This is a genomic window from Streptomyces sp. NPDC002306 (assembly GCF_053593435.1).
In genome coordinates this window covers 113,890-139,681 of the sequence record NZ_JBSFCK010000015.1, presented here as the reverse complement: position 1 = coordinate 139,681, position 25,792 = coordinate 113,890, and the positions used below count along the sequence as shown (strand labels likewise).

Genomic DNA, 25,792 nt, shown 5'->3' with positions numbered 1-25,792 from the left:
GGACCTGGAGGTCGCATCCGGACACCGTGAGAAGGGTCACGGCCGGACGCCGTGAACCGCCTGATGGCGTACTCGCTTTCAGCGGCTCACTCAGGAGTGAGTGGGGCTCGCCAACACCACCCGCCACACCGCCAACCTCAACGGCTGGATCCTGTGCGGGACCACGGTGAAGGCCACTGAGCCGAGCGGCTCACTCGTGACCAGCGACTTCAAGATGATGGTTCTTCAGCGAGCCCGCGGCCGCGCACACTTCTCCGACGTACCGCGCTGATAGACGTCCTGCCAACGATGAACCCGCCCTATACGCTCCCAGCCATGAGACTGCGGAACACCCGCCCAGCAGACGTCAGTTCGGCACATGTGATCGTGACGGGCGGCTCGAGCGGCATCGGCCTGGCCACGGCCCGGCTGTTCGCGGAGCGCGGGGCGAAGGTGTCGCTGATCGCGCGGGGACGGGAGCGTCTGGCGGAGGCCGCGAAGGACCTGTCATCCGCCGCGCGGGCGGCCGACGTGGCAGACCAGTCAGCCCTCACTCGCGCCATAGCCGAACTGGAGGAAGAACAGGGTCAGCCCTGCGACGTCCTGATCACCTCGGCAGGGCTCGCCCGCCCCGGGCACTTCCTGGAACTGCCGGACGAGGTCTTCCGGCAGATGATGGAGGTCGACTACTTCGGCACGCTGTACGCGATCCGGGCCGTGGCCCCTGGCATGGTCGAGCGCGGGCACGGCAGCGTGGTCGCGGTCTCGTCCGCCGCCGGGCTGATCGGCATATTCGGCTACAGCGCGTACGGACCGGCCAAGTTCGCTGTGCGCGGGCTGATGGAGTCGGTGCGAAGCGAGCTGATCCCCCATGGAGTGCACGTGGGTGTGGTCTACCCACCGGACGTGGACACCCCACAGCTCGCCGAGGAGAACCGGTGGAAGCCGGAGGAGACCCGCGTGGTCGGCGGGGCGATCAAGCCGCTCACAGCGGAGAAGGTCGCGGCGGCCATCGTGGATGGCATCGAGCGGCGGCGTTTCGTGATCTGCCCGGACGCGGGCACCCGGGTCTTGGCACGGTTCGGCAGCGTTCTCCTGCCGCTCCTCAACCGCGAGTTCGACCGGAGAGTCAAAGCGGTTCGCAGGTCGCGGCCGGCAGAGGGTCTGCGGTCCGCCGACGGCTGACCGTGTGTCCCGCCCGCCGTGCCCACCGGCCTGTGCGCTTTCCGGAACCCGGAGGCTGTCGCGGACGACGAGGATTGCGGCGGCGTACTGGTTCGCTGGGTCATTCGTCGCATCCCGTGGACGCCAGACGCCCGACGCTCTGGGGCCGAGGCGGGGAACGCCGGGCCGGGTCAGCACCGGCTCAACGACCTCGCTGAGCCCTAACTTGTGCGCTCCTGAACGGGGACCTGGGATTCCGGGTGATCTGGATCGCCGGCCGGGGCGGCGGCATGCAGCGCCGCTTCCACCCGGCGGTTGCTGGTCATGGTTGCGGTGATGGCGGTCATGGTGAGGAGGAGGCCGGCGGCGGTGTAGAGGGGGGTGCGGATGTCGTAGGTGGTGGCCAGCCAGCCGCCGAGGAAGGCGCCGATGGGGGCGGCGCACATGGCGAGCATCCGGGAGGTGGAGGCGACTCGGCCCATGAGGTGGGCGGGGACGATCGCCTGTCGGAGGGAGGGCGCGAGGACCATGGTGGCGCCCATGCCCGCTCCGCAGACGGCGAGCGCGAGGCCGGCGACGTACGGGTTGGGGGCGGCGGCAAGGCCCAGGATGGCGAGTCCTTCGACTGCGGCCGTGCAGGTCAGCGCGGTGCCGGTGCCGAGTCGTCGGCCGAGGAAGGAGGCGATGCCCGCGCCGAGCAGACCGCCGGTGGCCTCCGCCGTGAGGAGCAGCCCGAAGCCGTAGGTGTCGATGCCGAGGCGGTCGTGCGCGAAGAGGGCGAGGACGGTCTCCACGGCGAGGAAGGCGATGTTCCCGACCGCCGGGCGCAGGGCGAGCCCGAGGAGCAGCTGATCCCGGAACACGTACGAGGCGCCGGCCCGCGCCTGTCGCAGCAGCGACTCGCGGGCCTGTGGTGCGGGCCGGGGTGCGGCGGGCAGTGAGCGTACGAGCAGTGCGGAGAGGGCGAACGAGACCGCGTCGGCGAGCAGCGGGACCGCCCGCCCGAGGGCGAGCAGGGCACTGCCCGCGGGCGGCCCGGCGAAGCCGGACGCGGCGGTCTGGGTGCCGCGCAGGCGGGAGTTGGCGCGTTCCAGGAGTGCGGGGTCGCGGCCGAGGAGATCCGGCAGGTAGGCCGTGGCGGCCGTGTCGAAGAAGAGCCCGCCGAGGCCCAGGAGGAAGGCGAGGGCCGCGAGCAGTGGAATGCTCAGTAAGTCGAGTGCGGCCGCTGCCGCCGGTATCGCGAGCAGCACCGCACGTGCCGTGTCCGTGACCCACATGGTGCGCCGGCGGTCCCAGCGGTCCACCAGCGCACCGCCGAGCACCCCGAAAAGCAGCCACGGCAGGGTTCCGGCGGCTGTGACGACGGCGAGTGCCATCGGATCCCGCGTCAGCGTCAGCGCGAGCAGCGGCAGTGCGGCGTGCGTCACCCCGTCACCGAGCGAGGAGATCGTCTGTGCGGTCCACAGCCGTCCGAACCCGGTCGGCAACGCCCGTATGTCTGCAGTCACTTGGTGTCTCCTTCGGTCTGCTTGCGGGATGCAGGGTGGAACAGTGCGAAGACGAGTGACGCGTCCGGCAGCGACGGATCGGACAGTTCCCGGTACTCGTCGGCCAGGGCCTGCAGCCGCGCCCCGAGCTGTGCGAACTGCTCCTCGGTGAGCCGCAGATGCGCCATCCGTACGTGGCGCTCGCTGTCCGTCGGCGATGCCTCCAGGTCTGCCACCGCGTGCCGCATCAGCACATCGGGGCCTCCTTCGCCCGGATCCGGCAGCTCGATCGACCGCGCGGCCATGGCGTAGTACCGCTCGGTGACCCCCCGGACCTTGCGTGTCCGGACCACCTTCACGAGGCCGGCCCGCTCCAGCAGCCGTACGTGGTAGCTGGAACTCCCCTTCGCGAGACCCACTCGCGCGGCGATTTGCGTGATCGTCGCGGGCTCGAAGCGGAGCACGGCCATGATCCGGTGACGCGTGAGATTGGAGACGGCGCGCAGTTGCTCGTCGGTGGTGACGTGGAACGTCTCGGGGAGATCGTCGGTAGGCATGCCAGCAATGGTCAACGATTCTTGACCATTGCGCAAGGGGATTGCGCACGGACTCCCAGAATCTGCTGCCCGGGCGCGCAAGACCTTCCGTCGACGCCCCCCACCCGCTGCCGATCCGGGCCTTCAACAGCTCCGGACCACCGTCTCCTGACATGATCCGAGGTCATGAGCGACCTTCAGGGGCTGCCCGGCCACCCCGAACTCCTCGTCGCCGACCCGTCGTCCGCACACAGATCAAGATCGGGCACGCGAGGGTCTCCACTGTCGGGCAGAAGCTCGAACGGCAGCTCGGCGCTCCCACCGCCGCCGGGTGCCGCAGGATCTTCTCCGACAAGAGGTCCGGCAGGACCGACTTGCGCCCGGAGCCGCAGGGGCGCCACGCTTTCCTCGACGCTCGGGGCACCTCGGCCGACCGCCACGGCCGCAGCCTCCGAGACCTCATCAACATGGTCGCTGAACTCCTCATGCGCGGGATCGGTTTCACCTCGCTGAACGAGAACCTGGACACACCACCCCTGGCGGCCGGCGTGTCTTCCACGTCTTCGCCGCCTTCGCGGAGTTCATCCGCGAACTCATCGTCCAGGGCACCCACTACGGCCTGGCCGCCGCTCGCGGCCGCGGCCAGGCCGGTGGTGGGGAGCGGTAGGCTCGCTGGCCATGAGGCAGAGTGGTTCGCAAGCGGCAGCATTCTTCCGAGATGTCCGCCAGAGCCGAGTGGTCTGGCTTGTTCGGGATGATGATGGAAGCCCGACTCACCTCTCCGAGGACGGCACGCGAAGTTTTCCGTTCTGGTCGACCTCGGCCCGCGCCCAGAGGGCAGCGAAGATCTGGGGGCACGGGCTACGCGTTGGTTCCATGCCCCTGGACACCTGGTGCGAACGCGTACTGCCTGATGCCGCCAGGGATGGACTCGTGATCGGTGTCAACTGGAGTGGGCAGCGCCTGGTCGGCTGGAGCTTCACCGCCGTGGAAGTTCTCAACCGGCTGGCGGCGACTGACTAGCCCGTGGCATCGCTCGCCAGAGCGCGCAGTCGTCGCCGGCAGATGAGGGCGCATGCGAGGGTGAGGAACGGTTCGTAGATGTCGTCGCGGATCTCCCAGCGGATCCGCAGGCGGCGGAACCAGTGCAGGTGGGCGAACGCGCGCTCCACGACCCAGCGTTGCTTGCCGAGGCCAGACCCGTGCTCGGTGTCGCGGCGGGCGATCAGTGGCTTCACGCCGAGGTCCCGGACGAGACTGCGGCACTTGTCGTGGTCGTAGCCGCGGTCACCCAGCACCGCATCGGGGCGGCGGCGGGGCCGGCCCCGCTTGCCCCGCACTGGCGGCACCGCTTGGATCATCAGCCCCAGGCTGATCCAACCACCTCGAAGATCATTTCGTTAGTCCTAAGCAAGATCAATAGCAGCGGCGCATTCTGTACCTCAACTACTCACGCCCTCGCCGCGTCAAGCGACTCGACTGGCTCATGGGCCGCCATGCAACCGTCATCCTCGCCCGCGACGGCCGCGGTGCGTGCATCCTCGCGGCCTGCTCGGGTCAAGAGTCTTCTCTGCCCATTGCATCGGCGTGAACGTACACATCACCCTCAGCCACATCGTCGACCTCCTCGGCCTGTATGACGGAGAAGCCAGCCGGTCGCAGGATCCCGATCAATGCCGTCCGCATGAGCAGAACGACCTCGGCGTAGCGCTTCCACTCCGGCGCCTTCGGATTCTGCTGTTCTGCCACTGCCCGGATACCGGCTTCTGCCAGTTCTGGGGCGCTCCAGCGGATGTAGAGGCCTCCGGCGTACTCGCCCTGGCTGTTGACTTCCACCTTGACGCCGGGCTGTCTTGACACTCCCGGACGCTCGACATGGGCGGGAAGACCGGTGCGGTGGAGTTCTCGGCAGACGCGGCCTGCCAGATCGTACCCAGCCGCGATGATCTCCTCCGAAGCGTACGGGTGGCCTTGTGCCTTGGCTTTGGCCCGACACTCGGGGGCTATGTACGTCACTTGGCATCCCCTGGTGTGGGGTCATTTCTAATGATACGAAGGTGGGAAGCCGCAGAACCCGCAGTCGGTGAGGAACTCGATTCCGTGGTCGGCAGCGATGCGCTTCAACATGCAAGACGATGGGGCGCCGAAGGCTCAGCAGAGATCGGGGATCTGCTGGGCGAGATTCACGACAAGACACTCGATGACACCCGCGAGATGTTCCTCGCGCTTCGGTGTGCACTCTCCTGTTGGCCGTACTGTCTTCATTTCGATGGGAGTTCTGTAACTCAGGAATTTGAGCTGCCGTCAGTTTCTATTGCGTGAAGGTGAACTGCATGCAGAGGTGACGCCACCCAAGCGACGCGCACCTTTCCCTCAGCCGGTTAGCATTGGGCCCATGCTGAAGATGACTTGGGTGCTGTCCGGTCAACACGTGGACGAGTGGACGGGCGGTGACTTCGACGAGGCCGTCCGGGCTTTCCGTCTCGATGCCACCGAGACCCTGCATGGCCTGGGAATGGACGCCGCCCGAGAGTCGGTGTTCTTCGAGAACTTCATCGACCCCATCGGGGCACTCTTGGCCGAGCGGGGGCGTGCCGCGGTCGAGTCCGGCAACGAGTGGAGCACGTCCATCGGCCCGATACTCGTCCACGTGGCCCCGGCGGGTCACGCCTGAACCGAACTGCAACTCAGCGATTACCCAATCTCGTTGAACGCTGGTGCGCGGAACGAACAAGCCCACGTCATCACTGTGGTGGCGGTCCCGTCATCGGGAGGCGATGGTCCCGGCGAGGGCCGGGGGTGTGGGTATGTGCCGGGAGGCGGGTGAGCAGGATCACCGGTATGGCACTGCGACCTGTTCCGGTGAACATCAACGGGGGATACCTCGGCGGTTGGCGGATCTGGGCGGAGACGCTCGGAGGTAATGCCTGCAGGCCGGCGTGACCACGAACGTGGGATCCGCTGGCGGTCTCGTTCGGTCAGCCCCCGCCCGTGCCCTGCCCTGAGTCGGCCTGGGACTTCAGGCAAACCCGTACTGCGAAGAGAACAGGATCGGCTTCCTGTGATCAGGGCCCTTGATTCCGAAATATCCACCAATCGGGGTGAATTAGGTATGAATCGGTGGGTAAGTGAGGTTTTAGTCTAAAACGCATGACTATCCGCGAAGTTGCGGCGATGAGGGAACGCGAGTCGACCATGTCCTGCGGGGTCGGGAAACTGGGTGGTTTCCGTGAGGTGATATGAAGAGCGCGTTCAAGCGAACGGCACCAAGAACGTAGGGGGCTCACGTGGCCCCGGAAGACAGGTAGACGCCGGTTATGACCACCGAGTGGTACGTCCTTATCGAGGAGGACTACCGGACAAGCGAGCGCCTCGACGGCGTTGATGTGAAGCTGCACCACTGGCGGCTGGCGGGTACGCATCACATCGGTGAGGACGAGTCGCAGGCGGCCGAGGCCGCTGAAGACGCCGCCCTGCACTACATACCGGACGTTTTGGCCAGGCACACGCGGCCCGGAGACGAGCCGGCCCGCCATGCCTTCCTGACTGGGGACGGGGTGTGGGTCGTGCTGCTGAAGCAACGGCACCGCGCATGTCACATACGAGTGAGTGTGGCCCGGCTGGCGCACACGTTTGAGGAGAAGGAAGCCCCGGCGAAGAGCCTGAAGGACATGTTGAGAGGCGCCTTCGAGGCGCCCCCGGCCCCCGTGAAATCCTGGACTCCACCGGGCGCTCCCGAACGGGACTGATCGACCGAGTAGTGCAGGAGACCTGCGGGGCCGAGGCCGAGGACCGCGCGCGCCGAGCAGGCAAGCGAGATACTCCCGCGCACCTCCGGTGCCAAGTGGACCAAGGCTGCCGCCCAGATTGCCCGAGTCGCTGGTCTCCACCGTCAAGCTCCGCGCCAAGGTCACCAACGGTGGGCAACCCGTTCTGTCCGCTCGCCATGGAGTGCAAGCCGTCCGCGCTGGATCCCGGTTTCAGGACGGTGTCCCGGCCGAGTGTGAGGAGGAGGGTCCGTGAACGACATCGCTGGCCACGGCAGCCGTCGTAACGACGTGGAACTGCAGATCGACCGGGTCATCGTGGCGAGCCCGGAACAGGCCACTGTCTCCGTGCGTTGCCTACGAGGACCGGTCCACCGTGATGCCCGCTTCGACCGGCTCAAGGGCTCCCTGCAGGCGGTCGATCTCAAGCTGACGCAGATCCTCTTCTTCGGACGTCGAGTCGCGGCACTCGACACTGGCATGACTGCGTTCGTGACGCTTCGAGGAGAAGGCGTTCGACATCTCAGGTCGGGCACCTTGGCTTCCGGGTGGCAAGTCATCCAAGGCGCCAACTCTTCGCCCTGACCCGGCGATGCGCAGGAAGCGAGTGAGCGACCCGCCACCGTTTCGTGGCCTGATTACAAGAACTGCCGCCACCTCTGCCCACACCTGTGCCAGGCTGCCGAGCGGCACTACGACAACTGGTACCTGGCCAGGTTGATCCCGGGCTTGTTCGTGGGACGCCGCCGTCCTGGGGCAGGTCGAGATGGCAACCGAGTGCCGGGGCTGGCGCTGTTGCCGCCGTACATCCTCTTGTCGCTACTCCTGCCGTTCCTCAACAGATGCCCACGACCCTCGGGAGACGCTCCATGCTGTCCCGGACGCAGCCCGTCCAGCCGCTCGCCGTGTCCGCCGCACTGCTTCTGGCGACCGCCCTGTTCGCCACCGGCCTGACCGGCTGCTCCGGGCTCTCTCCGTTCAATACCTGTGACGACACGGCGACACGGGTGCAAGATCTGCGTTCCCAGCCGATCCTGGAATTCGTACCAGAGGGAGCGATCGCCCCGAAGAGCCTGGCTTCGGTTTACGCGGAATGCATCGACGACGACAGCGGCGACGCCTGGCTGTACGCCGAACGCATCTACGCCTTCCCCGGCTCCCGGCAGGAGGTCGTGGACTTCTACCGTGTTGCCGCCACGGCGGACGGATGGCGGCTGGAGCACGACCCTTCAGGCTCGAACACCCCTGAAACAACCGCGGGACTGTGCTTCACCAAAGGCGGGGACGGCGAAGCCCTCATGCTGACCGTGAGCTTCACCAATGCCCGCTTGCTGAAGGTCAGGCGGGGCTACGAGGCTGGGCCGGAGTTCGACTCGGGTTCCGGATTCGAGATAGAGGTCGGCTCCGAGACGGATGGGGCGAAGACCGGCTGCTTCGACTGACGCCCCATCCGCGGGCCCCGCATAGTGCTGGGCCACGATGGCCCCACAGGGGCCCTTCAGTCCTCCTCGGGGCATGCGATGCAGCGCGGGCAGGCGGCCGGTTTCCGTCGGACACTGCCGCAGCGGCGTTCGCAGACGGCCCCCGTGAGCCAATGCGGCTGTACCCGTGCCACCTGGAGTACCGTACGCAGAGCCTCGCAGGGAGCTGATGGTGCGACTGAGTCCGTTCCGGCGTTGGGCAACGGCCGATCGGCGCTGCATCATAGGCATCTGATAGGCCATGGCCATGACGTTCTTGGCGGTGGTCGAGGGTGATGCCGGCGGATGGCGTATCGACCGGAAGGCGCTGACCGACGGGATCCGTGCTCGGTGGGCTGAGGCCGTGACCGGCTCGCCTTCGTCTTCACTGGAACCGTGACCGTGGCCTCGATCCGCCTGTGGCTCAGGCAGTGAGGTTCGGCGCCGTCATTCGGGGCCCAGGACGCCCAACTCGACCTCTTCCAAGACCCGTGACCACCAACTGTCCTCGTCGCCGAACGCGACCGGATCCTGCTGCTGAGCCTGGAGTATGAGCTCGGCGACGTAATCGTCGTAGTCTTCGTCGTCCTCGCTCCGGCCGGACCGTACGAAGGAGTCCCACAGTCGGAGCAGTCGCTGCAGGCCGCTCACAGAGGAGTTGACCAGGGCGAAGCGCTGGGAGCCGCCGTCGTATCCGTAAGCCATCCACACCTCGCCCGAGTGGATCGCCAGCCAGTAGGAGTTGACGCCGTCCTCGAAGACACCAAGGCGCACGGCAGGCCCGCAGGGCAGGTCACGAGCCTGCAGTTCCAGCGCGGCATCGCGGACGAACATGCGGTGGCAGTCGTCCGGAAGCCCCGGGTCCGCCAGCGCCAGCTCCACCTCAGGGCTCACGCCGGCAGCTCGAACCACCGTCAGCTCGTAGGGGCGCCACAGCACGGTCCCGGTCTTGTGCTCGTCCATACCGCGGATTCTGTCATCCTCCTACGGCCGTGATCCGCCGGACTGAACCTGGCCCTCAGGCGGCCGTCACCGAGCGGGCGCCCATCCACCACTCCACCTCGCAGGAGCAGCGTGGATCAGGGGCAGGCGGGCGGCGTCGAAGGAGGCGGCGAACGCTCCTCTGCGGCCCGAAGCCGACGTCCGCCCTCTGCGTCGGCACCCCTTGCCTAACCTATCGACTTTCGATAGATTCCCATCGTAACTCGATGTGAGGGTGGGTCATGGGAAAGATGACAGTGGGTGCGCTGCGCGCCGTGCTGGCAATGGTGTTCACCGGCACCGTGCTCGTTCAGGTGATGATGGTCTGGGTGCTGGTCAGTGGGAGTGATCCGGAGGACGGCTCGCTTCCACTGACCTCGCTGCGGGTGATCACGATCCTGGGTCTGATCTCGGTCCAGGTCGCCCTGGTCTGCGTATGGCGTCTGGTGGCGATGGTGCGACGCGGAACCGTTTTCTCCCACGCCGCCTTCCGCTACGTGGACGGTGTGATCGGCGCAATCGTTGCGGCTGCCCTCGTGTGGTTCGCGATCACGGCCGTCAACGCGCCGGGCCAGCGGGAGGACCCGGGCGTCACCGTCATCATGGGCGGGATCGGCGTGGCCATCCTGGGCGTCGCGCTCATCGTGCTCGTGCTGCGGATGCTCCTCGCCCAGGCCGTCGCACGTGATGTCGAGGCGACGCGGATGCAGGACGAACTGAACGAGGTGATCTGATGCCGATCGCCGTCGACATCGACGTCATGCTGGCCAAGCGGAAGATGTCCGTGGGCGAGCTCGCGGAACGCGTGGGGATCACGCCCGCCAACCTCGCGGTGCTCAAGAACGGTCGCGCCAAGGCGGTTCGCTTCGCGACACTTGCCGCGCTCTGTGAGGTGCTCGAGTGTCAGCCGGGCGACCTGCTGCGCTGGGAGGCCGAGGTCACCGCGGGCGGATGACGTGCCCTGGGGGTGGCGCAAGAATGCCTGGTGTCACCGGTCCGCGCCATGGCACTGGGCCGTAGGGATGTGATGAGCCGAAGCCGGATGCGGTCGCTGCGTGGTTCGCATCCGGCTTGGCCACGGCGGCAGGACCATCCCCGTGGGCGTGAGGCGCACCCGTGCCCGTCCTCTGGTGCCAGTGAGATCGGACCTGAGGTTTTCGGCCCGGTGAGGGCCACTTGGGCTGGTCGACGCGGGGGAGATGTGGCTGCGGTCGGCGTCCGCACGGTCCCAACTGTCGGTGGTTGGTGCTCCGGCGCGCTCACTGACGTGAGTGGTGCCACCTGCCTGATGGGTGCCATCCACGCCGAAGCCAGTGGCGGCCATGCTCCGGGTGTCGACTATGGGCGGCGGGCCAGCACGTGGGTGTCGAGGAAGCCCCGCTCTGACGCCGGGTCGTGGAGCAACCGGGCCACCGTGACGAAGCCGGCCCCGGCCAGCAACTCGGCGAACTGCTCCACCGGCCAGCTGTAGGCGGGCGCCACCTTGTGGTCGAAGCGGACCGGCTCCGGCCCCTCGGTCCCGAAGAAGGACACCAGGAGCAGGCCCCCTGATGCCAGGACCCGCACCTGCTCAGCGAGCAGCGCGGGCAATTCTCCAGGTGGGGTATGGATCATCGAGTAGTGGGCCAGCACTCCGCCGAGCGCGCCGTCCTCGACCGGCAGGGCCTCCATTCGCGCTTCGTCGAACCGCAGCTCCGGATGGGCCTGCCGGGCGTGGGCGACCATGGCCGGGGAGAGATCGAGCCCGAAGACGTCCAGCCCCAAGTCGTGCAGCATGGCCGTCAGATGACCGGGTCCGCACCCGGCATCGGCTGCCCGCAGGTTCCCCGTGCCACGCACGAGCTCGGCGAAGGTGCCGATCATGTTCCGCGCGAACGGCTGCGTCTCCAACTGGTTGGCGAACATCGACGCGTACAGTTCGACGACCCCGTCGTAGGCCGCCCTGGTCTTGTCCTGGTGTGGTGACACGGGTAGGAAACCTACTACCCGCGCCGTTCGCCGCCGGTCTCCGGCCCCGTACCGGCCCTTCCCCTCGGGACGGATTGTCCCGTCAGCTGACCAAGGGATGCATCTGCACTTCGGAGAAGTTGTGTGAAGTGCTGCTCGGGTGAGCGGAGTTGGCGTCCGACCGCAGCCACGTGCAGGCCTTCGCACGCTGGGTCTGGGCCGATGTCCACTACCGCATTCACCGGCCCCGACCACCTCACCCGCGCCTTCCGCGCGGAGGACTCGTACACATCCAGCGCTGTCCCGAACTCAGCGACGGCTGCCTCACCGAGACGGCGCTGACCCTCACCCGGACCGCCCGAGGCCGATCCGAGAGATCAGTAGGCCCCGTGACTCAGGAGGCACGCGCCGTGGCACCGTTGATCAGGTTCCACCCGGTGTCACCACCGATGAAGCCGCCCCCGATCTGGTTGATCTTGGTCTTTCCGTCGCCGGTGACGCCGATCAGGAGTACGTCGGTGCCGCAGCGCTGTGCGGCGACGTTGCGTATGCCGCCGCCGTACGCGATGGCGTGCCACCCGCCGGTGTTGTAGCCGCCCGACGCCACCTCGGTGTTCTGGTAGGCCGTGTCGCCGTAGACACCGAAGAACGCGAACTCCTGGTAGTAGGTGGGGGCTATGGAGATGTCCGTGAGCACGCCCTGATTCGTGAACATCTGGGCCCAGGGCGACCAGCCGGACCCGGGGCTGGTGGCGTTGACGGTGTTCTGCCGGCGGTGGAACGGGGTGCCGTTGAAGTTGAAGCCGTCGATCTCGATCGTGCCGTTCGCGTGGGTGCCCGCGACGATCTTGTTCAGGAGGCCGTCGATCTGCTGCCAGCCGTTCCAGTTGTCGACCGAGGGCTGCAGTTGGGAGCGGGTCCAGATCGTACCGGCGGAGTTGGTGCCGAAGATCTGAAGGGTTCCGTTCTGGTTGCGCGCCACGGAGATCGAATTGAGGATGCCGTCGATGTTCCTCCACGCCGACCAGCTGCTCGACCCGGGACTCGTCTGCGTGCGCGAGTGGATCAGCCCGTTGCGGTCGAGGGCGAACAGCTCGATCCGGCCGTCGGCGTTGGTCGCCGCCGCCACGGACGTCAGCGGTGCGGGGGTGTCGTACTCAGGAGTCCAGTCCGGGGCCGGCGTGCCCGGGACGATGTGCGTGGTGTAGAGCCCGCCCTGCGCGTCGACGGCGAACGCCTGGACGCCCTTGGAGGCGTCCGTCTCGTTCTGGGAGGCCATGGCGACCGAGGAACCGGGGGCGGGGGCGACCGTGGGAAGGCCGTTGCCGGGACGTACCGCGTCGTCGGTCTGGCGGTGGGTGTAGTAGACCCTGCCGTTGTTGACCGAGGTCAGGTCGCACAGGCCGTCGCCGTTGACGTCGCGGAGCTGGAGGTCGGCGATGCGCTCGTTCGACTGGTTGAGGTAGACCCAGTGCTGGTCGCCGGCGCTGGTGGCGTACCACCAGGTCCGGCCGGTGGTCATGAAGGGGTCGGTGATGCCGTCGCCGTCGAAGTCGCACGTACGTTGGTTGTCCCGGTTGGCGCCCAGGACGTTCCCGCCGTTGTCGTGCAGACCGGTCTCGGTCTGGTCCAGCGCGCCGTTGGTGAAGGTGGTGGACCATCTGACGGTGTGGGCGAAGACGTTGTTCTCGACGTCGAATCCGTCCGAGGGCGTGCCGCGCAGCTTGATCTCGGTCGAGTTGGTGGAGGGGAAGGAGTTGTAGGCGATGTCGGCGTACTCACCGGCCGGCCCGCACTGGTAGTTGGAGCAGTCCCCGCGGCCGTGCATGTCGATGAGGTGCTCGTAGTGGTCCCAGCCCAGTAGCGAGAAGCCGAGCCCGGGCGATTCCATGAGGTTGCGGTACACGAGGTATCCGGTGCCGGGCCGGCCGTCACCGGCGACCGAGTGGCGGTTGGCCTGGAACTCGTTCTTCTCGATCAGCGCGTAGGCGCCGTTGTTCAGGGCCACGCCGTAGCCGGCGCCGTGGTGGTTGCCGAACGCGTCCTCGATGCCGTCCATGGTGGGGTGCTGGTTGTCATGGATGTAGTTGTCGTGCACCCACACCGTGTCGGCGTTGGCACGATTGATCCGGTTGCCGGGATCTTGCACGTTGATCGCGGCGCCGCGCCACCGGGCGAACTCGGCGTGGTCGATCTCCACGTTCTGGCTGGACCAGATGTCGATCCCGTTGGCGTCCGTGGTATCCACCGATGCTTTGGGGTCCATCGGCGCCCCGCCGTCGAATCTGATCCCGCTGATCCGCACGTTGTCCGCGGTGCCACCGTTGCTGTCCCCGATGGTGAACAGCGTGCGCGGGAACGTCGTCGTGAAGATGCGCGGCCCCCTCGCGACGGCCGTGCGGTCGCCGATGATCCGAACCCCGGGTGCTACCGGTATGGCCGACAGTCCGCTCAGGTTGAGATTCACGGTCCCCGCGATCACCACCGTCGCGTTGGGGGTGCCGACCGCTTCGACGAACTGGTTCTGCTGGTCGTCGGCAGTGATGCTGAAGTTCTGCGAGTTCGCCGCGTGGTCGGCGGCCCCTGTGGGCACAGTCGCCGACGCGGTGCCCCCGGACACGGCCAGCGAGGCCACCAGGGCCCCGACCATCGCGAACAGCCGGCTCTTTCTCGAAATGTTCATCCCTGTCCCGGTTCTCGACCCATGTTCGGATTGGGTGGAGCCGACCCGTTCGAGGCCGCGCACTCTCAAGAGCGCGCGGCCTGTCCAGCCCGTGTTCCCACCTAAGGGTTGGGCGTTCCATTTCGTTCCGCGCTGTTCCACGCGGTCCGCAGGCCTTCGCGGCGGATCCTCCTGGCCAGGAGCCGGTCATCCAGCCGCCTTCTCGCCCTCGCTTCCCCGCTGGTGAGCTACTTGTGGGAGCTGGACGGGTTCAGGCCGAGTGGCGGGACTTGACCCTGCTGATGCACAGGTCGGCGGCGATCGCTGACGGCGCGCCCCTGTCAGGGGGCGCGCCGGTGGGTTTCACATCTCTGGCTACGCGGCGGCTGTCACTGCCTGGGCAGCGGGCAGCCGGGGCGTGTTGCCGTCCAGTCTTCTCGCGGGTGTGAGCGCTACTTGGGGCAGGTGTCCTGGGTGACCTTGCCACCTGAGGTGGAGGCGGTGGCCGGGTCCATCGACAGGCACTGGCCCGTCCAGTTGTTGATGAACAGGTAGGCCCCCTTGTATCCGTTGACCGTTCCGACCTTGGTCGGGATGATGTTCCACAGCTGGTTGCCCGAGAACCAGCGGGTCTCGCACCCCCACCAGAACAGCTGGGTCCCGGCCGACGGTGGGGTGCCGTTGTTGTACGGGACGGTCAGGCACTTGCCGTTGCTGGACTTGATCCAGTAGTAGCCCTGGCCGTCATAGGTCGAGGGGAGCTCGGCCTGCCACTGGTGGCTGCTGGGTGCCGTCGACTGGCACGCGTGCTGGGTGACCAGGCCCCCGGTCTTGGAGCTGTCGAACTCAGGTCCCCGCACCATGCACCGGTTGTACTCGGAGTTGACGTAGGTCTTGTCGGGGTTGACCACCCAGATCGCCCGGTTGCCGCCCTTGACGATGCCGTCGTCGTTGCGGGAGATGATGTCGTTCACCAGGGCCCAGCCGGGGAAGTCCATCATGACGATGCCGAGGCGGCCGTTCGCGCCTCCGCTGTTGAGGTACTGCATCAACTGGAAGTTGACACCGGGGATGTCGTCGATTCCGCCGGCGTAATGGAACGGATCAAAGTTGAAGGGGGCCGTGGACGCGGAGGTGTACGTCACGTACATCTGCCCCTTGTCGCCGCTGACCGCCCGATCGACGTTCGCCTTGACGTAGGTCCACTTCTGCGGAGGGTTGGCCGCCGCCCAGTGGTCCTCCTGGTTCTCGTTGAAGGTGCTGATCCCGTAGTTGTCGCTGTAGCCGCCGATACCGTCGAGGCTGCCCAGGACCAGCTTGCCGCGGATCTGCGAGAGACGGGGAACCGCCGTCCTGCCGGTGCCCGCCACCGAAGGGGAGTAGAAGAGGCCGGGGTACTTCGCCACGTATCCGGAGAAGATCGATCTGAACGTGTCCGGGGTCACCGTGGACGGATCGTTCGCGCAGTCGAAGAGGCCCGGGCTGGTGAAGGGGCACTCGGCCCTCAGGCGCATGACGATGGTCTCGCTCGGGTGCTGACCGAGGAAGGCCTGCGCCTTGCTCAGGACGTCATCGAAGTTGGCCTGCTGGTAGTACACCGCGTGGTGGACGGTGAAGTACTTGCCCTCGGTGACGCGGGCCCTGATGTCGATGGCGCGGATTCCCCGTTCCAGCTGCGCCGTCAGGGTGTTCGCGCTGTCGCCGAAGTCCTCCTGTGTCTGCGTGACGTCGCCGCCGTGCAGCGAGAGCGTCTCGTGGGTGCCGGGCACGGACATCGCCGCAAGCGAGGTGTCGCTCGCGATGTCTCTCATCCAGTCGGTCCGGTCCGCCGCCCCGATGTGCCGGTAGGCGTCTTCGTTGCTCGTCCCGACGGCCCCGGCGGCTACGGGCGTGAGCAGTGCGGCGCTGAGCGCGACACAGACCGTCAACAGACGCGCCAGCGGCCGGGACCGCCGACGCGGTCCGGCGCCGGCGCGAGAGAGGGTGGGGGGCATGGGGCTCCTGTCCGAGTGCACTGGAGACGGCCGGCTTCTCCACTGAACGCACGCACGTGTTCCGCAGAGGGTGCGAGGGATCGAGGCGGCCGGATGGGTCCGGACCCATGTCCGGGTTGCCTCCAGCCAACCCGACGGACCGAGGGCTGAACAGGAAGTCTCACCGGCAGAAGTGACGTCCTGCCTACTTTTGCCGGTGCGGTTCGTGCTCCGGCGGGACCTCGTCGGTCAGGGGGCACATTCAGCATCGGCAGCGATACACCTGCCGTCGGCGACTTCGGCGTGCGTCGTCGCGGTCTGCGGACGGGGCCGGACTGTGTCAGGAGGAACCGGCACAGGCCACGGGGGTGGTCGTGCGGGCGCTGTCGTACACGGAGCACGGCCGGTGCCGGGGGCGCGACGCCGCACCCTGCAGGTCTTGGCCGCCGCCCCGCCTCTGGACGCCGCCGGTGCCCGAGAACTGGAACACGTCGCGAGCCTGGGCCGTTCCGGCCCAACTGCCGCGCCCAACGACAGACCGGGCGCCGAGCCGGAGGCAGCATCCATCACAGGGAGGGCCGCGCACCACACGCAGGCCCTTGATGCTGATCGGCACCGACCCGCGCAAGTCCACCCATACAGAGAGGTCAGGGGGTGCGGAGTGTGCCGAGTTCGGTGGCTGCCTCGTGCTGGCGGGGGCTGTTGAGCGCGCGGAGAGCGTGGTGGGCGGTGGTGAGGGTCTGCCGGGCTTCGAGGTGCCGGCCGAGGCGGGCCAGGACGCGTCCCAGGTCGAGGCGTGCGGGTTCGGCCCAGGCGGCCGCCGACTGTGTCTCGAAGTTGGCCAGGGCGTCGCGCAGAGGTTGCTCGGCTTTGCTCCAGTGGCCCAGGGCGGCGTAGTCGTTGCCGATGTTCTGCTGGGCGACGGCGCGATAGAGCTCGGCGATGCCGACAGGTCCGGGGGGCCCGGCGCTGCAGATCGCTTCGGCACGGAGGTGGACCGTCAGTGCCTCGGCGGGCTGGTCCTGCTGGCGCAGGGTGTTGCCGAGGGTGCTGAGGACGCTCAGCCGGCCGAGGACGGCCTGGGTGGTGCTGAGCGCGCCCAGGCAGGCGTCAGCTTCGCGGAGCCAGGTGATCGCCTCGTCCGGACGGCCGGTGCGGATCAGGGCTCCGGCGCCGTAGCCCAGTGCCCACCCGACCTGCAGCCGGTCCCCTGCCTCGCGGGCCGCCGCGAGTGCCGCGTCGGCCGCCGCCAACGCGGCGTGGTGGTCGTAGACGCAGATGTTGCACGCCCACGCCAGGTAGTTGAGGTGCACGGCTTCCTCCTGCCGGCTGCCGAGTTCACGTGCGGCGCGTGAGGAGAGCGAGAAGACCTCGGCCCACAGCTCCCAGTGCTGGTTGAGGTCCGAGAACCAGTGCATCGCCTCGGCCACGTCGAGCACGCGCCGGTGGCGGCCCGCCGCCGCGGCGCGGCGCAGGGCGGCGAGCCAGCTGTCCCGTTCGGCTTCGAGCCAGGCCCGGGCCGCGTCCCGGCCGGCGGGGGCGGAGTGTGGATCGGGGTCGCCGAGTGAGGTGTCCTGGTGGCGGTCGGCGTCGAACCGCAGCGCGGCGGCGGTGGCGCGCTGCAGGATCCACCGGTCGGCCCGCTCCAGTGCGTCGCCGGTGCCCGCGGGCCCGTCCTCGGCGGCCAACTGCTCGGCGGCGAAGACCTTCAGGAGGTCGTGGTAGCGGTACCGTTCGGCGGCCGGGTGGGTCTGCAGCAGGCCGGCGTCGGCCAAGTCGTCGGCGTGCTGAATGGCCTGGTCCATCGGCAGGTCGGCCAGCAGGCCGGCGACTTCCGGGCTGAAGTCGGGGCCCGCCGCCAGGGAAGCCCGCCGGAACAGCAGGCGCGCCGCGGGGGCCAACTGCTGGTAGGAGAGCGCGAACGCCGCCCGCACCTGGAGGCTGCCGGCCTGCAGCGCGTCAAGGCGCCGTTCCTCGTCGGCCAGCCGGGTGGCCAGCTTCGCGAGATGCTCGTTCGGCCGGGACGCCAGGCGCTGGCCGGCGATCCGTACCGCCAGCGGCAAGCCCCCGCACAGGTCCACGATGTCACGGGCCGCCTGCGCCTCACGCTCCACCCGCTGCCGTCCGGCGATCCTCGTCAGCAGCTCGACGGCCTCCTCCCGCCGCAGCACCGCAAGTTCACACCGGTGGACCGACTCCAGCCCCGCCAGCGCGCGCCGGCTGGTGACGATCACGAGTGAGCGGCCGCCGCCGGGAAGCAGCGGACGTACCTGCTCCTCGCCGGCCGCGTCGTCCAGCAGGACCAGTAAGCGCTTCTCCTTCGCCACACTGCGCCACAGTCCCGCACGGTCCTCGGTTGCCGCCGGCACAGCGCTCTGGGCCACGCCTGCCGCGCTCAGCAGTGCCGCGAGCGCGTCCCGCGCCGGGACAGGCCCGGGCTGCATGCCGTGCAGGCCGACCGCGAACTGTCCGTCCGGGAAGAGCGGCGCCAGCTGGTGAGCGGCGTGCACGGCGAACGACGTCTTGCCCAGTCCCGGCTCGCCCGAGATGACCGCCACCGGAGCGTGCTCCGGATCGGCCTGCTCCAGCCACGCCCGCAGTCGGCCGAGCGCCGGCCCTCGCGCGGTGAAGTCCGCGACGCCACGCGGCAGTTCCAGCGCACCCCGGACTGCCGGCCCCGCGGCGAACCGGGGACGCGGCCGACCGGCGGCAGCCGCCGCCTCCAGCTCGCGCGCGTCCTCGGCGTCCAGTTCCAGCGCACTGACGAGTGCCCGCACCGTCCTGCGCTGCGCTCCCCGCGTCCGCCCTCGCTCCAGATCCGCCACCGCGCGCACGCTGATCCCCGCCGCGTGCGACAGCTGTTCTTGACTGATCCCGGCGCGGGCCCGCAGTTCGGTCAGCAGCTGCCCGAGCCCGCCCCTGCCCGCCGTCTCGGTCCCCATGTGCATGTCCCCTGATCAGCGCTGTCCGGTCACCGACGCGCTCCCGTCCCGGCAGCGATTATCGCGTACGCCGCAGCCGGACCGGTCCGCCGCCCACCGTCCTGACCGGTCCGGCGCGAGCGGGATGCCGTGTGCCGGCGAAGGCGTTTTTCCCAGGTCGAGTTCTCCCGACTCTCGTCGCTCGCAGCACCACAGCTCACCCACCCGCCTGCACCGCGCCGCGCGGAACTGGCGACATTCGCCGGAGTGAGTGTCGAGTACGTCATCAGGCTGGAGCAGGGGCGGGGCCGCAGGCTCTCGGTACAGGTCCTCGCAGATGTCGACGGGGGCGCTCAGACGGCCCGCAGGGCGCCGGGACGACGGCCGGTGAGACGGTCGAGTGCGGCGGTGCTCGGGGCCACGCTCACCCGCAGCGCAGGCCGGATGAGGGCGTGCGTGTCACAACGTGATCTGTCGGAGTGCCGCTCCTGCGTGGCGGCGAGGCGGTTTCAGCTGTGGGCAGCCGGTGCGGCTGTCAGGTCGGCGAAGTCCCCGAGCATGTGCGAGGTGTGCGCGTGACGGCCCGTGACGAGGTGAAAGGTTCGCGCTGCCGCGTGGACCAGCAGGGTCCCGCCCTGCAGTACCGGGCACCCCGAGGTCCATGCCGCCCGCGCGAGCGGTCCCGCGCCAGGGCGGTGGTCGAGGTCGCAGATCCACAGGTCGCCGCGCAGTGAATCGGTGAGAAGCTGGGCCAAGCGGTCGGAGTCCTCCGCGGGTGGGAGAGCGTTGACGAGTCCGTCGGCCTGCTTCAGGTGGTGGTCGAGAGTCTCCACCGGATGGGCCGTGGCCGGTCGGTTCTCCGTGTGCCGGTTCACGGCCTCGGCCAGGGCTGAAGCCTGAGCCGAGTCGGGGTCGATCACAGTCAGTTGTTCCACGCCGTGCTCAGCGAGTGCGTGAGCGACGGATACGCCCGCACCCGTCGCGCCGACCTGTACGACCCGGGAGAGTGCGGCGTCCGGCAGGCTCCGCGCGAAGGCGGCGGTGAAGACTTCCATGCCGGTGTCGTGGCCGGTGGCCCGGCCGTCCGTGTCGTAGACGATGGTGGTGACCGTGCCCGTTCTGGCAGCGGTTCGAGACAGTCCGTCAAGGGCCGTCACCGGGTGATCGGTGGATGCGGCCACGCTGAGTCCTGAGAACCCGAAGACCCGGCAGTCGTCGAGCAGCGTGCCGAAGTCCCGCCGCCCGCCCAGGTGTCGGCACAGGTAACGCAGGCGGTGGCGCTCGGCTTCGCGTCGGTGGAGTTCGGAGCTGACCGAGAACTCGGCTCCCGGTGCGATCAACCCGACCAGGTACGAGTGCTGGTTCATCCGGACTCCATACGAGTAATGTACGAACTGGTTCGTTATCCATATCAGGATCGGCGCACTGCGGGAAGTGGCAAGGATGCGCCGACCGCGCTCAGGACACGTCGCGCATTCGGCGGGGGCGGGCGTGGGGGTTCGCATGGGGATGGCCGTCTCAGCGGACACGGCACCGTTCGCGCGACGCCGACCGCACACGGCGCGAGATCTCGCGGCAACCAGGGCGGAGTTCGCGGAGGCCAGGTACGCCGGCGCGCGCATGGACGAGATCGCGGCGCGGACTCGGACGAGCAAGAGGATGAGCTACTTCTACTTCGGCAGCGATGAAGGCGTGTTGATAGCGTTCCTGGAGGGCGCTTACCGTGAAATCCGCCAGCAGGAGCAGTTGTTGGACGCTGACGAGCAGGATCCGGTGGACGCTGTGCGGCGGCTGGCGGAGCTGACCTTCGACCATCACGAGTCCCGCCCCGATTTCGTCCGTCCGGTGAGCATCGAGAACGTCCACCGAGGGCGTCACCTGCCCCCGTCGCGGCACTGACGGACCTGCGGACTCCGGCACTCGCGGTCATCGAGCGGTTCCTGCGCAGAGGACGGGAGAGCGGGCGGATCACCGCCGACGTGGACGCGCTCGGCCTGCTCGCCTTCATCAGCTTGTTCTGCGTCCTCCGGTGGCCGACCACATGCCGTCGCGGCGCCGCCCGCAGCCCGCGCACCGCGGCCGGCGATGTACCGCTCGGTGACCGGTCCGTCCTTGGCGCAGTAGTTGTCTTCCATGCGGGCGGCGAACTATCGGCTCCTCAGCATCAGGCGTTCCACCCGCAGCGGTAGCGCCAGTACCACCCGTGGATCGGTGGCGGGTGTGCCGGCCGTGGCGGGGTTCACAGGCCCAGGTACACCTCCCGCACCCGCGGGTCGTGGCTGAGTTGTGCGGAGGTGCCGCGCATGGCGACCTGGCCGTTCTCCATCACGATGCAGTGACTGGTCACCCCGAAGGTGAGTTTGGCGTTCTGCTCCACCAGGAGCAGGCTCAGGCCTTCCTCGCGCAGCCGCAGCAGCACGTCGAGGATGGTGCCGACGAGTTTCGGCGACAGACCCATGGACGGTTCGTCCAGTACCAGCAGACGCGGACGGGTCATGAGTGCGCGTCCGATGGCGAGCATCTGCTGCTGTCCGCCGGACAGCGCCCCTGCCAGACGCTCGCGCATCTCCTTCAACACGGGGAAGAGCGCGTAGATCTCGTCGAGTTGCCGATGGGTGTCCTTGTCCCAGGCGCGGGAGTAGGCGCCCAGGAGGAGGTTCTTCTCGACCGACAGCCCGGGGAAGACGTGCCGGCCCTCAGGAACGTAGCCGATGCCGTGGCGGACCATGTCGCGGGCCCTGACCCGGGTGAGGTCCTTGTCGCCGAGACGGACGCTGCCGCCGCTGCGCGGAACCAGACCCATGAGCGCCTTGAGAGTGGAGGTCTTGCCGGCCCCGTTGGCCCCGATGATGCCGACGGACTGGCCGGGCTCGACGCTGAAGTCGATGGAGCTGACGGCCTGGACCCCGCCGTAGTGCACGCTCAGTTCCCGCACACTCAGGCACTCTGCGGCGTTGCCTGCGATGACCTTCATGAGGTCGCCTCCTTCGCACGATCAGGGTGGTCGCCGGCCTCGGGAGCGTCCATGCCGAGCTCGGCCAGGTCGGACTCGCCGAGATAGGCCTCGATGACCTCGGGCGCGGTCACGACCTGCTGCGGGGTGCCCTCCGCGATGACGTTCCCGCTGGACAGGACGGTGATCTTCTCGCACAGCGACATCACCAGCCCCATGTTGTGCTCGATGAGGATCACGGTGGTGCCGCTGTCCCTGATCGAGCGGACGATGCGGATGAGCTGCCGCACCTCCTCGCCGTTGAGCCCGGCGGCCGGTTCGTCGAGCAACAGCAGCCTCGGCCGCGCCGCCATGGCACGGGCGATCTCGATACGGCGCTGGATTCCGTACGGAAGCGCCGTGGGGTCGGCGTCCGCGAAGTCCGCCAGCCCGAAACGATCGAGCACTTCGGCCGCCTGCGCCCGCAGCCGGCGCTCGTGTGCCCACACTCCCGGCTGCCACACGGCGTACTGCCAGATCGACCGGGTGCGGCTGCGGTCGAGTGCGACAAGGATGTTCTCCCGCACCGTCAGCTGCCCGAACAGGCGCAGGTTCTGGAACGTGCGGGACACTCCGGCCAGTGACAGGACGTAAGGCCGGGCGGTGGTGGTGTCGCCGCCGGCGAAGCGGACGGTGCCTGCCGTCGCCCGGTAGAAGCCGCTGATCACATTGAACAGCGTCGTTTTCCCGGAGCCGTTGGGACCCACGATCCCCCGGATCTCGCCCTCGTTCACGGCGAGGGACACCTCGTCGAGCGCTCGCAGGCCGCGGAACTGCTTGGTGATGCCTTCCACCGCCAGCAGCACGTTCGCGGTGTCCGGACGCTCGATGGGGGAGTAGGGCGTGAAGGGCCGCAACTCGGCGCGGACGGAGCGCCGGCCGCGCCGTCGTTCGTATACGCCGCGCAGTCGCGCCGGGATGCCGGCGAGACCGGTCGGCGCGAACACGACCATGAGGACGACGACGATGCCGTAGCCGAGTTGGGCGTAGGTGGAGAAGTCCGAGAGCCATTCCCGGACCAGGGTCAGCCCGATGGCTCCGACCACGCAGCCCACCAGGGAACGGCGGCCGCCGATGATGACCATCGCCAGCAGGATGAACATGTTTCCGATCGAGAACGTCTCCGGTGCGACGTAGCGGATGAGTCCCGAGTAGAGGACTCCGGCGAGGCCACCGTAGAGACTGGCCAGGAGGAAGGCCGTCATCCGCAGCAGCGGGATCTGTGCCCCCATCGCTCCGGCCGCCAGGGAGTCGTCGCGCATGGCGCGCAGGCGCCGCCCGAGTGAGGTGCGGACGACGAAGAGGCCGAAGACGAGCGCCAGGCCGAAGGCCACCGCTTCCAGGTAGTAGTAGAGGTACTCACTGGAGAGATCGATACCGGGCAGTGTGGGGCCGGGGACACCGGAGATGCCGTCGGCGCCGCCGGAGATGTGCGCGTTGGTGATCCAGTTGATGAATCCCAGGGCGAGACCGAGGGTCACGATCCCCAGGTAGTGCGACTGCATCCGCAGGGCGGGGACGCCGACGAACAGGCCGGTGATGACGGTGGCCAGGACGGCGAGCAGGGCCGCGGTCCAGAAGCCGTACCCGTAGTGGGTGGTGAGGATGGCGACCGCGTAGGCGCCGACGCCGAAGAACGCGACCTGGGCGAGGTTGATCTGGCCGGAGACGCCCATCGCCAGGCCCATTCCGATCGCCAGCAGGGCGTAGATGAGGGCGATGTTGACGACGTGGATGGTGTAGCTCCCCAGACCGTAGGGGAGCAGCCAGGCAGCGACGATGATCGCGCCTGTCGTGGCCATGCGGGTCTTCATGCGCGACTGACCGTCCTCTCGCCGAAGATCCCCGTGGGCCGGATCATGATGGCCGCGGTGAAGACCAGGAAGGTGACCAGGACCGAGTAGCCCTGGAAGTGGCCGGCGGCGTAGGAGTCGAGGACGCCGATGGCCACACCGCCCACCACCGCCCCCTGGATCGAGCCGAAACCGCCGAGCATCGCCGCGGCGAAGCCCTTGATGCCCAGCGCTCCGCCGAGGGAGGCGTCGACGTAGAGCATGGGTCCGACAAGACCGCCCGCGAGGGCGGCCAGCCCGGCGCCGATGGCGAAGGCCAGGGCGTTGCTGCGGCCCACGTCGATCCCCACGGAGGTGGCCGCCTCGTGGTCCATGGCGACCGCCTGCATGGCCGCGCCGCGTTTGGTGCGCGACAGGAAGAAGGCCAGGGCGACGACGGCGACCGCGGCGACCGCCATGACCAGCAGGTCGTAGGTGCGCACCCGGATACCGAAGAGGTCCAGCGGCGCGGAGTGCAGGGGCGAGGGGACGGCGCGGCCGGTGGTGCCCCAGATCAGGATGGCGACGGCCTGCAGCACGATGCCGAAGCCGATCGTGCCGATGAGCATGAGGTCGAAGTCCTTGTTCTCCAGCGGGCGCAGTACTCGCTCGATGACCAGGCCGATGGCCCCGGTGACCACGATGGCGGTCACCATGGCCACGGCGAAGGGGAGTCGGGAGGTGAGGTAGAACGTGGAGGCGGCGTACGCACCGATCATGGCGATGTCCGCGTGCGCGAAGTTGACCAGTCCCATCGTGCGGTAGACGAGGGAGAAGCCCATCGCGACCAGGGCGTACACGGCCCCGAGGCTCAGACCGCTGACGAGCGTCTGGAGGGTGTCTTGCACGTCGTCCCTCAGTTCTGCGCGACGAGCGCGCCGGACTTGATGACTCCGATGCTGGTCTTGGTGATGCCTACGCCGTCGGCGCCGTACCGGAACTGCCCGAGCAGGCCGTCGTACTGGGTCGCACGGATCGCGTCGGCGAGCTTCTTGCCGGTCGCCACCTTGCTGTTCTTGAGCGCGGTGAGCAGGATGCTGGTGCCGTCGTAGGCTTTGGCGCCGTGCAGTTCGGCGTCCTCGCCGTAGGCGGCCTTGTAGGCGGCGGCGAACTTCTGCGCCGCGGGGCCGGCGTCGTTGCTCAGGTAGGGGGAGCTGACGATGGTGCCCTCGGCCGCCTCCTTGCCCGCGGTCTGTACGAAGACCGGTGTGCCCTGTGGAGCCGCGCCCGCGAACGGGGCGGTGATACCGAGGTCGCGGGCCTGCTTGACGATCAGGCCGGCCTCGACCTCTTCCGAGCCGATGAAGATGACCTGCGGCTTCTTGGCGCGGATCTTGGTGAGGGCGGCGCTGAAGTCCTTCTGGTCGGTGGTGACGACCTGGTCGGTGACCGGTGTGACGCCGAGGTCCTTGGCGGCCTTGGTGAAGGCGTCGTGCTCACCGGTGCCGAAGGAGCCGTTGTTCGTGATCATGGCGATCTTCGTGTAGCCCTTGGTCTGCACCAGGTGCTTGGCCAGCGTGCTGTCGTAGGTGGTGCTGGTCGGGCCGTTGAGGAACAGGAACTCGCTCTTCAGTGCCACGAGGCCGTCGGACTGGCCGGAGGTGATGTTGGGGATGCCCTCCTGCTTCAGGACGGGCGCCATGGCGATGGTGACCGCGCTCTCGGCGGTGCCGATCATCGCGATGTAGTGCTCGCTGGAGATCTTTCGGGCCAGGTTGGTGCCCGTGGTGGGGTCGCCCTGGTCGTCGAACGACTTGAGCTGGATCGTACGGCCGTTGATGCCGCCCTTCTTGTTCCACTCGTCGACGGCGAGCTTGGCGCCCTTGTACTCCCAGTCGCCCAGCGAGGAGAGCTGGCCGCTGCGGGCGTTGACGACGGCGATCTTGATGGGGCCCGAGTCGGAGCTGCCGCCCTTGTCGGAGTCGCCGGGCGCGCTGCAGGCGGTGAGGGCCGCGGCCGCGGCGATGGCGGCGGCGAGCAGGGTGTGTGGGGCCGAAGGCTGGGAGATGCGGGACATCATGGTCACCTCGTCGGTGTCGGTGGGGTGGCGGGCGGGGTGGGGGGAGGCGACGCGAGCTCCGCCGGCCCGTG

General features: G+C 68.4%; 23 protein-coding genes and 4 pseudogenes. 13 read left to right on the top strand and 14 right to left on the bottom strand.

The window, feature by feature from the left end:
* Window positions 1-100: 100 nt before the first annotated feature.
* Window positions 101-271 (top strand): hypothetical protein, encoded by a 171-nt coding sequence (locus tag ACWCQK_RS26685; RefSeq protein ID WP_451159025.1) that lies wholly within the window; start codon window positions 101-103, stop codon window positions 269-271.
* 44 nt (window positions 272-315) lie between these two features.
* Window positions 316-1,164: an SDR family oxidoreductase gene (locus tag ACWCQK_RS26680; RefSeq protein ID WP_451159023.1), complete on the top strand. Its 849-nt coding sequence runs from the start codon at window positions 316-318 to the stop codon at window positions 1,162-1,164.
* Window positions 1,165-1,364: 200 nt separating this feature from the next.
* Here ACWCQK_RS26680 and ACWCQK_RS26675 read toward each other — a convergent pair whose 3' ends face one another.
* The gene (locus ACWCQK_RS26675) at window positions 1,365-2,630 is read right to left on the bottom strand and encodes an MFS transporter (protein WP_451159083.1); all 1,266 of its coding nucleotides are present in this window, start codon (window positions 2,628-2,630) and stop codon (window positions 1,365-1,367) included.
* 17 nt (window positions 2,631-2,647) lie between these two features.
* Window positions 2,648-3,187 carry an ArsR/SmtB family transcription factor gene (locus ACWCQK_RS26670; protein ID WP_451159021.1) on the bottom strand — a complete coding sequence of 180 codons (540 nt, stop codon included), beginning with the start codon at window positions 3,185-3,187 and terminating at the stop codon, window positions 2,648-2,650.
* A gap of 152 nt (window positions 3,188-3,339) precedes the next feature.
* On the opposite strand from ACWCQK_RS26670, the pseudogene ACWCQK_RS26665 reads away from it, so the two are divergent.
* Both ACWCQK_RS26665 and ACWCQK_RS26660 read left to right on the top strand, forming a co-directional pair.
* Window positions 3,340-3,833: pseudogene (locus ACWCQK_RS26665) on the top strand (recombinase family protein).
* A gap of 11 nt (window positions 3,834-3,844) precedes the next feature.
* Window positions 3,845-4,189, top strand: coding sequence for a DUF2750 domain-containing protein (locus ACWCQK_RS26660; RefSeq protein ID WP_451159019.1), 345 nt, complete (start codon window positions 3,845-3,847; stop codon window positions 4,187-4,189).
* Here ACWCQK_RS26660 and ACWCQK_RS26655 read toward each other — a convergent pair.
* Together ACWCQK_RS26655 and ACWCQK_RS26650 are read right to left on the bottom strand one after the other, a co-directional pair.
* A pseudogene (locus tag ACWCQK_RS26655) lies at window positions 4,186-4,527 on the bottom strand (transposase); the annotation flags it as partial. The gene ACWCQK_RS26660 and the pseudogene ACWCQK_RS26655 sit on opposite strands and share 4 nt — an antisense overlap.
* A gap of 196 nt (window positions 4,528-4,723) precedes the next feature.
* Complete coding sequence (locus ACWCQK_RS26650; protein ID WP_451159017.1) at window positions 4,724-5,182, bottom strand: hypothetical protein; 459 nt, start codon at window positions 5,180-5,182, stop codon at window positions 4,724-4,726.
* An 84-nt stretch (window positions 5,183-5,266) separates the two neighbouring features.
* On the opposite strand from ACWCQK_RS26650, the gene ACWCQK_RS26645 reads away from it, so the two are divergent.
* From ACWCQK_RS26645 to ACWCQK_RS26625, 5 genes are all read left to right on the top strand, one after another.
* Complete coding sequence (locus ACWCQK_RS26645) at window positions 5,267-5,488, top strand: hypothetical protein (protein ID WP_451159015.1); 222 nt, start codon at window positions 5,267-5,269, stop codon at window positions 5,486-5,488.
* Between the two features lie 73 nt (window positions 5,489-5,561).
* The gene (locus ACWCQK_RS26640) at window positions 5,562-5,840 is read left to right on the top strand and encodes a hypothetical protein (RefSeq protein ID WP_451159013.1); all 279 of its coding nucleotides are present in this window, start codon (window positions 5,562-5,564) and stop codon (window positions 5,838-5,840) included.
* A gap of 643 nt (window positions 5,841-6,483) precedes the next feature.
* Window positions 6,484-6,915 carry a hypothetical protein gene (locus ACWCQK_RS26635; RefSeq protein WP_451159011.1) on the top strand — a complete coding sequence of 144 codons (432 nt, stop codon included), beginning with the start codon at window positions 6,484-6,486 and terminating at the stop codon, window positions 6,913-6,915.
* Window positions 6,916-7,185: 270 nt separating this feature from the next.
* Window positions 7,186-7,518 carry a hypothetical protein gene (locus tag ACWCQK_RS26630; protein ID WP_451159009.1) on the top strand — a complete coding sequence of 111 codons (333 nt, stop codon included), beginning with the start codon at window positions 7,186-7,188 and terminating at the stop codon, window positions 7,516-7,518.
* A 284-nt stretch (window positions 7,519-7,802) separates the two neighbouring features.
* The gene (locus ACWCQK_RS26625) at window positions 7,803-8,375 is read left to right on the top strand and encodes a hypothetical protein (RefSeq protein WP_451159007.1); all 573 of its coding nucleotides are present in this window, start codon (window positions 7,803-7,805) and stop codon (window positions 8,373-8,375) included.
* 465 nt (window positions 8,376-8,840) lie between these two features.
* On the opposite strand, the gene ACWCQK_RS26620 is transcribed toward ACWCQK_RS26625, so the two are convergent.
* A complete protein-coding gene (locus ACWCQK_RS26620) occupies window positions 8,841-9,356 on the bottom strand; it encodes an SUKH-4 family immunity protein (protein ID WP_451159005.1) in 516 nt (171 codons plus the stop codon).
* Window positions 9,357-9,616: 260 nt separating this feature from the next.
* Between ACWCQK_RS26620 and ACWCQK_RS26615 the strand changes: the two genes are divergently transcribed.
* The 3 genes and pseudogenes from ACWCQK_RS26615 to ACWCQK_RS26605 form a co-directional block, all read left to right on the top strand.
* Window positions 9,617-10,108, top strand: coding sequence for a DUF2975 domain-containing protein (locus ACWCQK_RS26615; RefSeq protein WP_451159003.1), 492 nt, complete (start codon window positions 9,617-9,619; stop codon window positions 10,106-10,108).
* On the top strand, window positions 10,108-10,329 hold the full coding sequence (locus tag ACWCQK_RS26610) for a helix-turn-helix domain-containing protein (RefSeq protein WP_451159001.1): 222 nt from the start codon (window positions 10,108-10,110) through the stop codon (window positions 10,327-10,329). The genes ACWCQK_RS26615 and ACWCQK_RS26610 overlap by 1 nt, the downstream gene beginning before the upstream one ends.
* Window positions 10,330-10,377: 48 nt before the next feature.
* Window positions 10,378-10,686, top strand: a pseudogene (locus ACWCQK_RS26605) (hypothetical protein); the annotation flags it as partial.
* A 26-nt stretch (window positions 10,687-10,712) separates the two neighbouring features.
* On the opposite strand, the gene ACWCQK_RS26600 reads toward ACWCQK_RS26605, so the two are convergent.
* From ACWCQK_RS26600 to ACWCQK_RS26580, 5 genes are all read right to left on the bottom strand, one after another.
* Window positions 10,713-11,342: a class I SAM-dependent methyltransferase gene (locus tag ACWCQK_RS26600; protein ID WP_451158999.1), complete on the bottom strand. Its 630-nt coding sequence runs from the start codon at window positions 11,340-11,342 to the stop codon at window positions 10,713-10,715.
* A 373-nt stretch (window positions 11,343-11,715) separates the two neighbouring features.
* Window positions 11,716-14,004, bottom strand: a complete 2,289-nt coding sequence (locus tag ACWCQK_RS26595) for a tectonin domain-containing protein (RefSeq protein ID WP_451158997.1) — start codon at window positions 14,002-14,004, stop codon at window positions 11,716-11,718.
* A 431-nt stretch (window positions 14,005-14,435) separates the two neighbouring features.
* Window positions 14,436-15,977, bottom strand: a complete 1,542-nt coding sequence (locus tag ACWCQK_RS26590) for a phosphatidylinositol-specific phospholipase C domain-containing protein (protein WP_451158995.1) — start codon at window positions 15,975-15,977, stop codon at window positions 14,436-14,438.
* A gap of 626 nt (window positions 15,978-16,603) precedes the next feature.
* On the bottom strand, window positions 16,604-18,898 hold the full coding sequence (locus ACWCQK_RS26585; RefSeq protein ID WP_451158993.1) for an NB-ARC domain-containing protein: 2,295 nt from the start codon (window positions 18,896-18,898) through the stop codon (window positions 16,604-16,606).
* Between the two features lie 488 nt (window positions 18,899-19,386).
* Entirely contained in the window at window positions 19,387-20,244 is an 858-nt protein-coding gene (locus tag ACWCQK_RS26580; protein ID WP_451158991.1) for a saccharopine dehydrogenase NADP-binding domain-containing protein, read from the bottom strand.
* Window positions 20,245-20,320: 76 nt separating this feature from the next.
* Between ACWCQK_RS26580 and ACWCQK_RS26575 the strand changes: the two are divergent.
* Window positions 20,321-21,066 (top strand): annotated as a pseudogene (locus ACWCQK_RS26575) (TetR/AcrR family transcriptional regulator).
* Window positions 21,067-21,116: 50 nt separating this feature from the next.
* Here ACWCQK_RS26575 and ACWCQK_RS26570 read toward each other — a convergent pair.
* Genes ACWCQK_RS26570 through ACWCQK_RS26555 form a run of 4 tightly spaced genes read right to left on the bottom strand, consistent with a single transcriptional unit; the run spans window position 21,117 to window position 25,718 of the window.
* A complete protein-coding gene (locus ACWCQK_RS26570) occupies window positions 21,117-21,851 on the bottom strand; it encodes an ABC transporter ATP-binding protein (RefSeq protein ID WP_451158989.1) in 735 nt (244 codons plus the stop codon).
* A complete protein-coding gene (locus ACWCQK_RS26565; RefSeq protein ID WP_451158987.1) occupies window positions 21,848-23,671 on the bottom strand; it encodes a branched-chain amino acid ABC transporter ATP-binding protein/permease in 1,824 nt (607 codons plus the stop codon). Before ACWCQK_RS26565 ends, ACWCQK_RS26570 begins: the two co-directional genes overlap by 4 nt.
* Window positions 23,672-23,679: 8 nt before the next feature.
* A complete protein-coding gene (locus ACWCQK_RS26560; protein WP_451158985.1) occupies window positions 23,680-24,549 on the bottom strand; it encodes a branched-chain amino acid ABC transporter permease in 870 nt (289 codons plus the stop codon).
* 8 nt (window positions 24,550-24,557) lie between these two features.
* The gene (locus ACWCQK_RS26555) at window positions 24,558-25,718 is read right to left on the bottom strand and encodes an ABC transporter substrate-binding protein (RefSeq protein ID WP_451158983.1); all 1,161 of its coding nucleotides are present in this window, start codon (window positions 25,716-25,718) and stop codon (window positions 24,558-24,560) included.
* Window positions 25,719-25,792 lie beyond the last annotated feature (74 nt).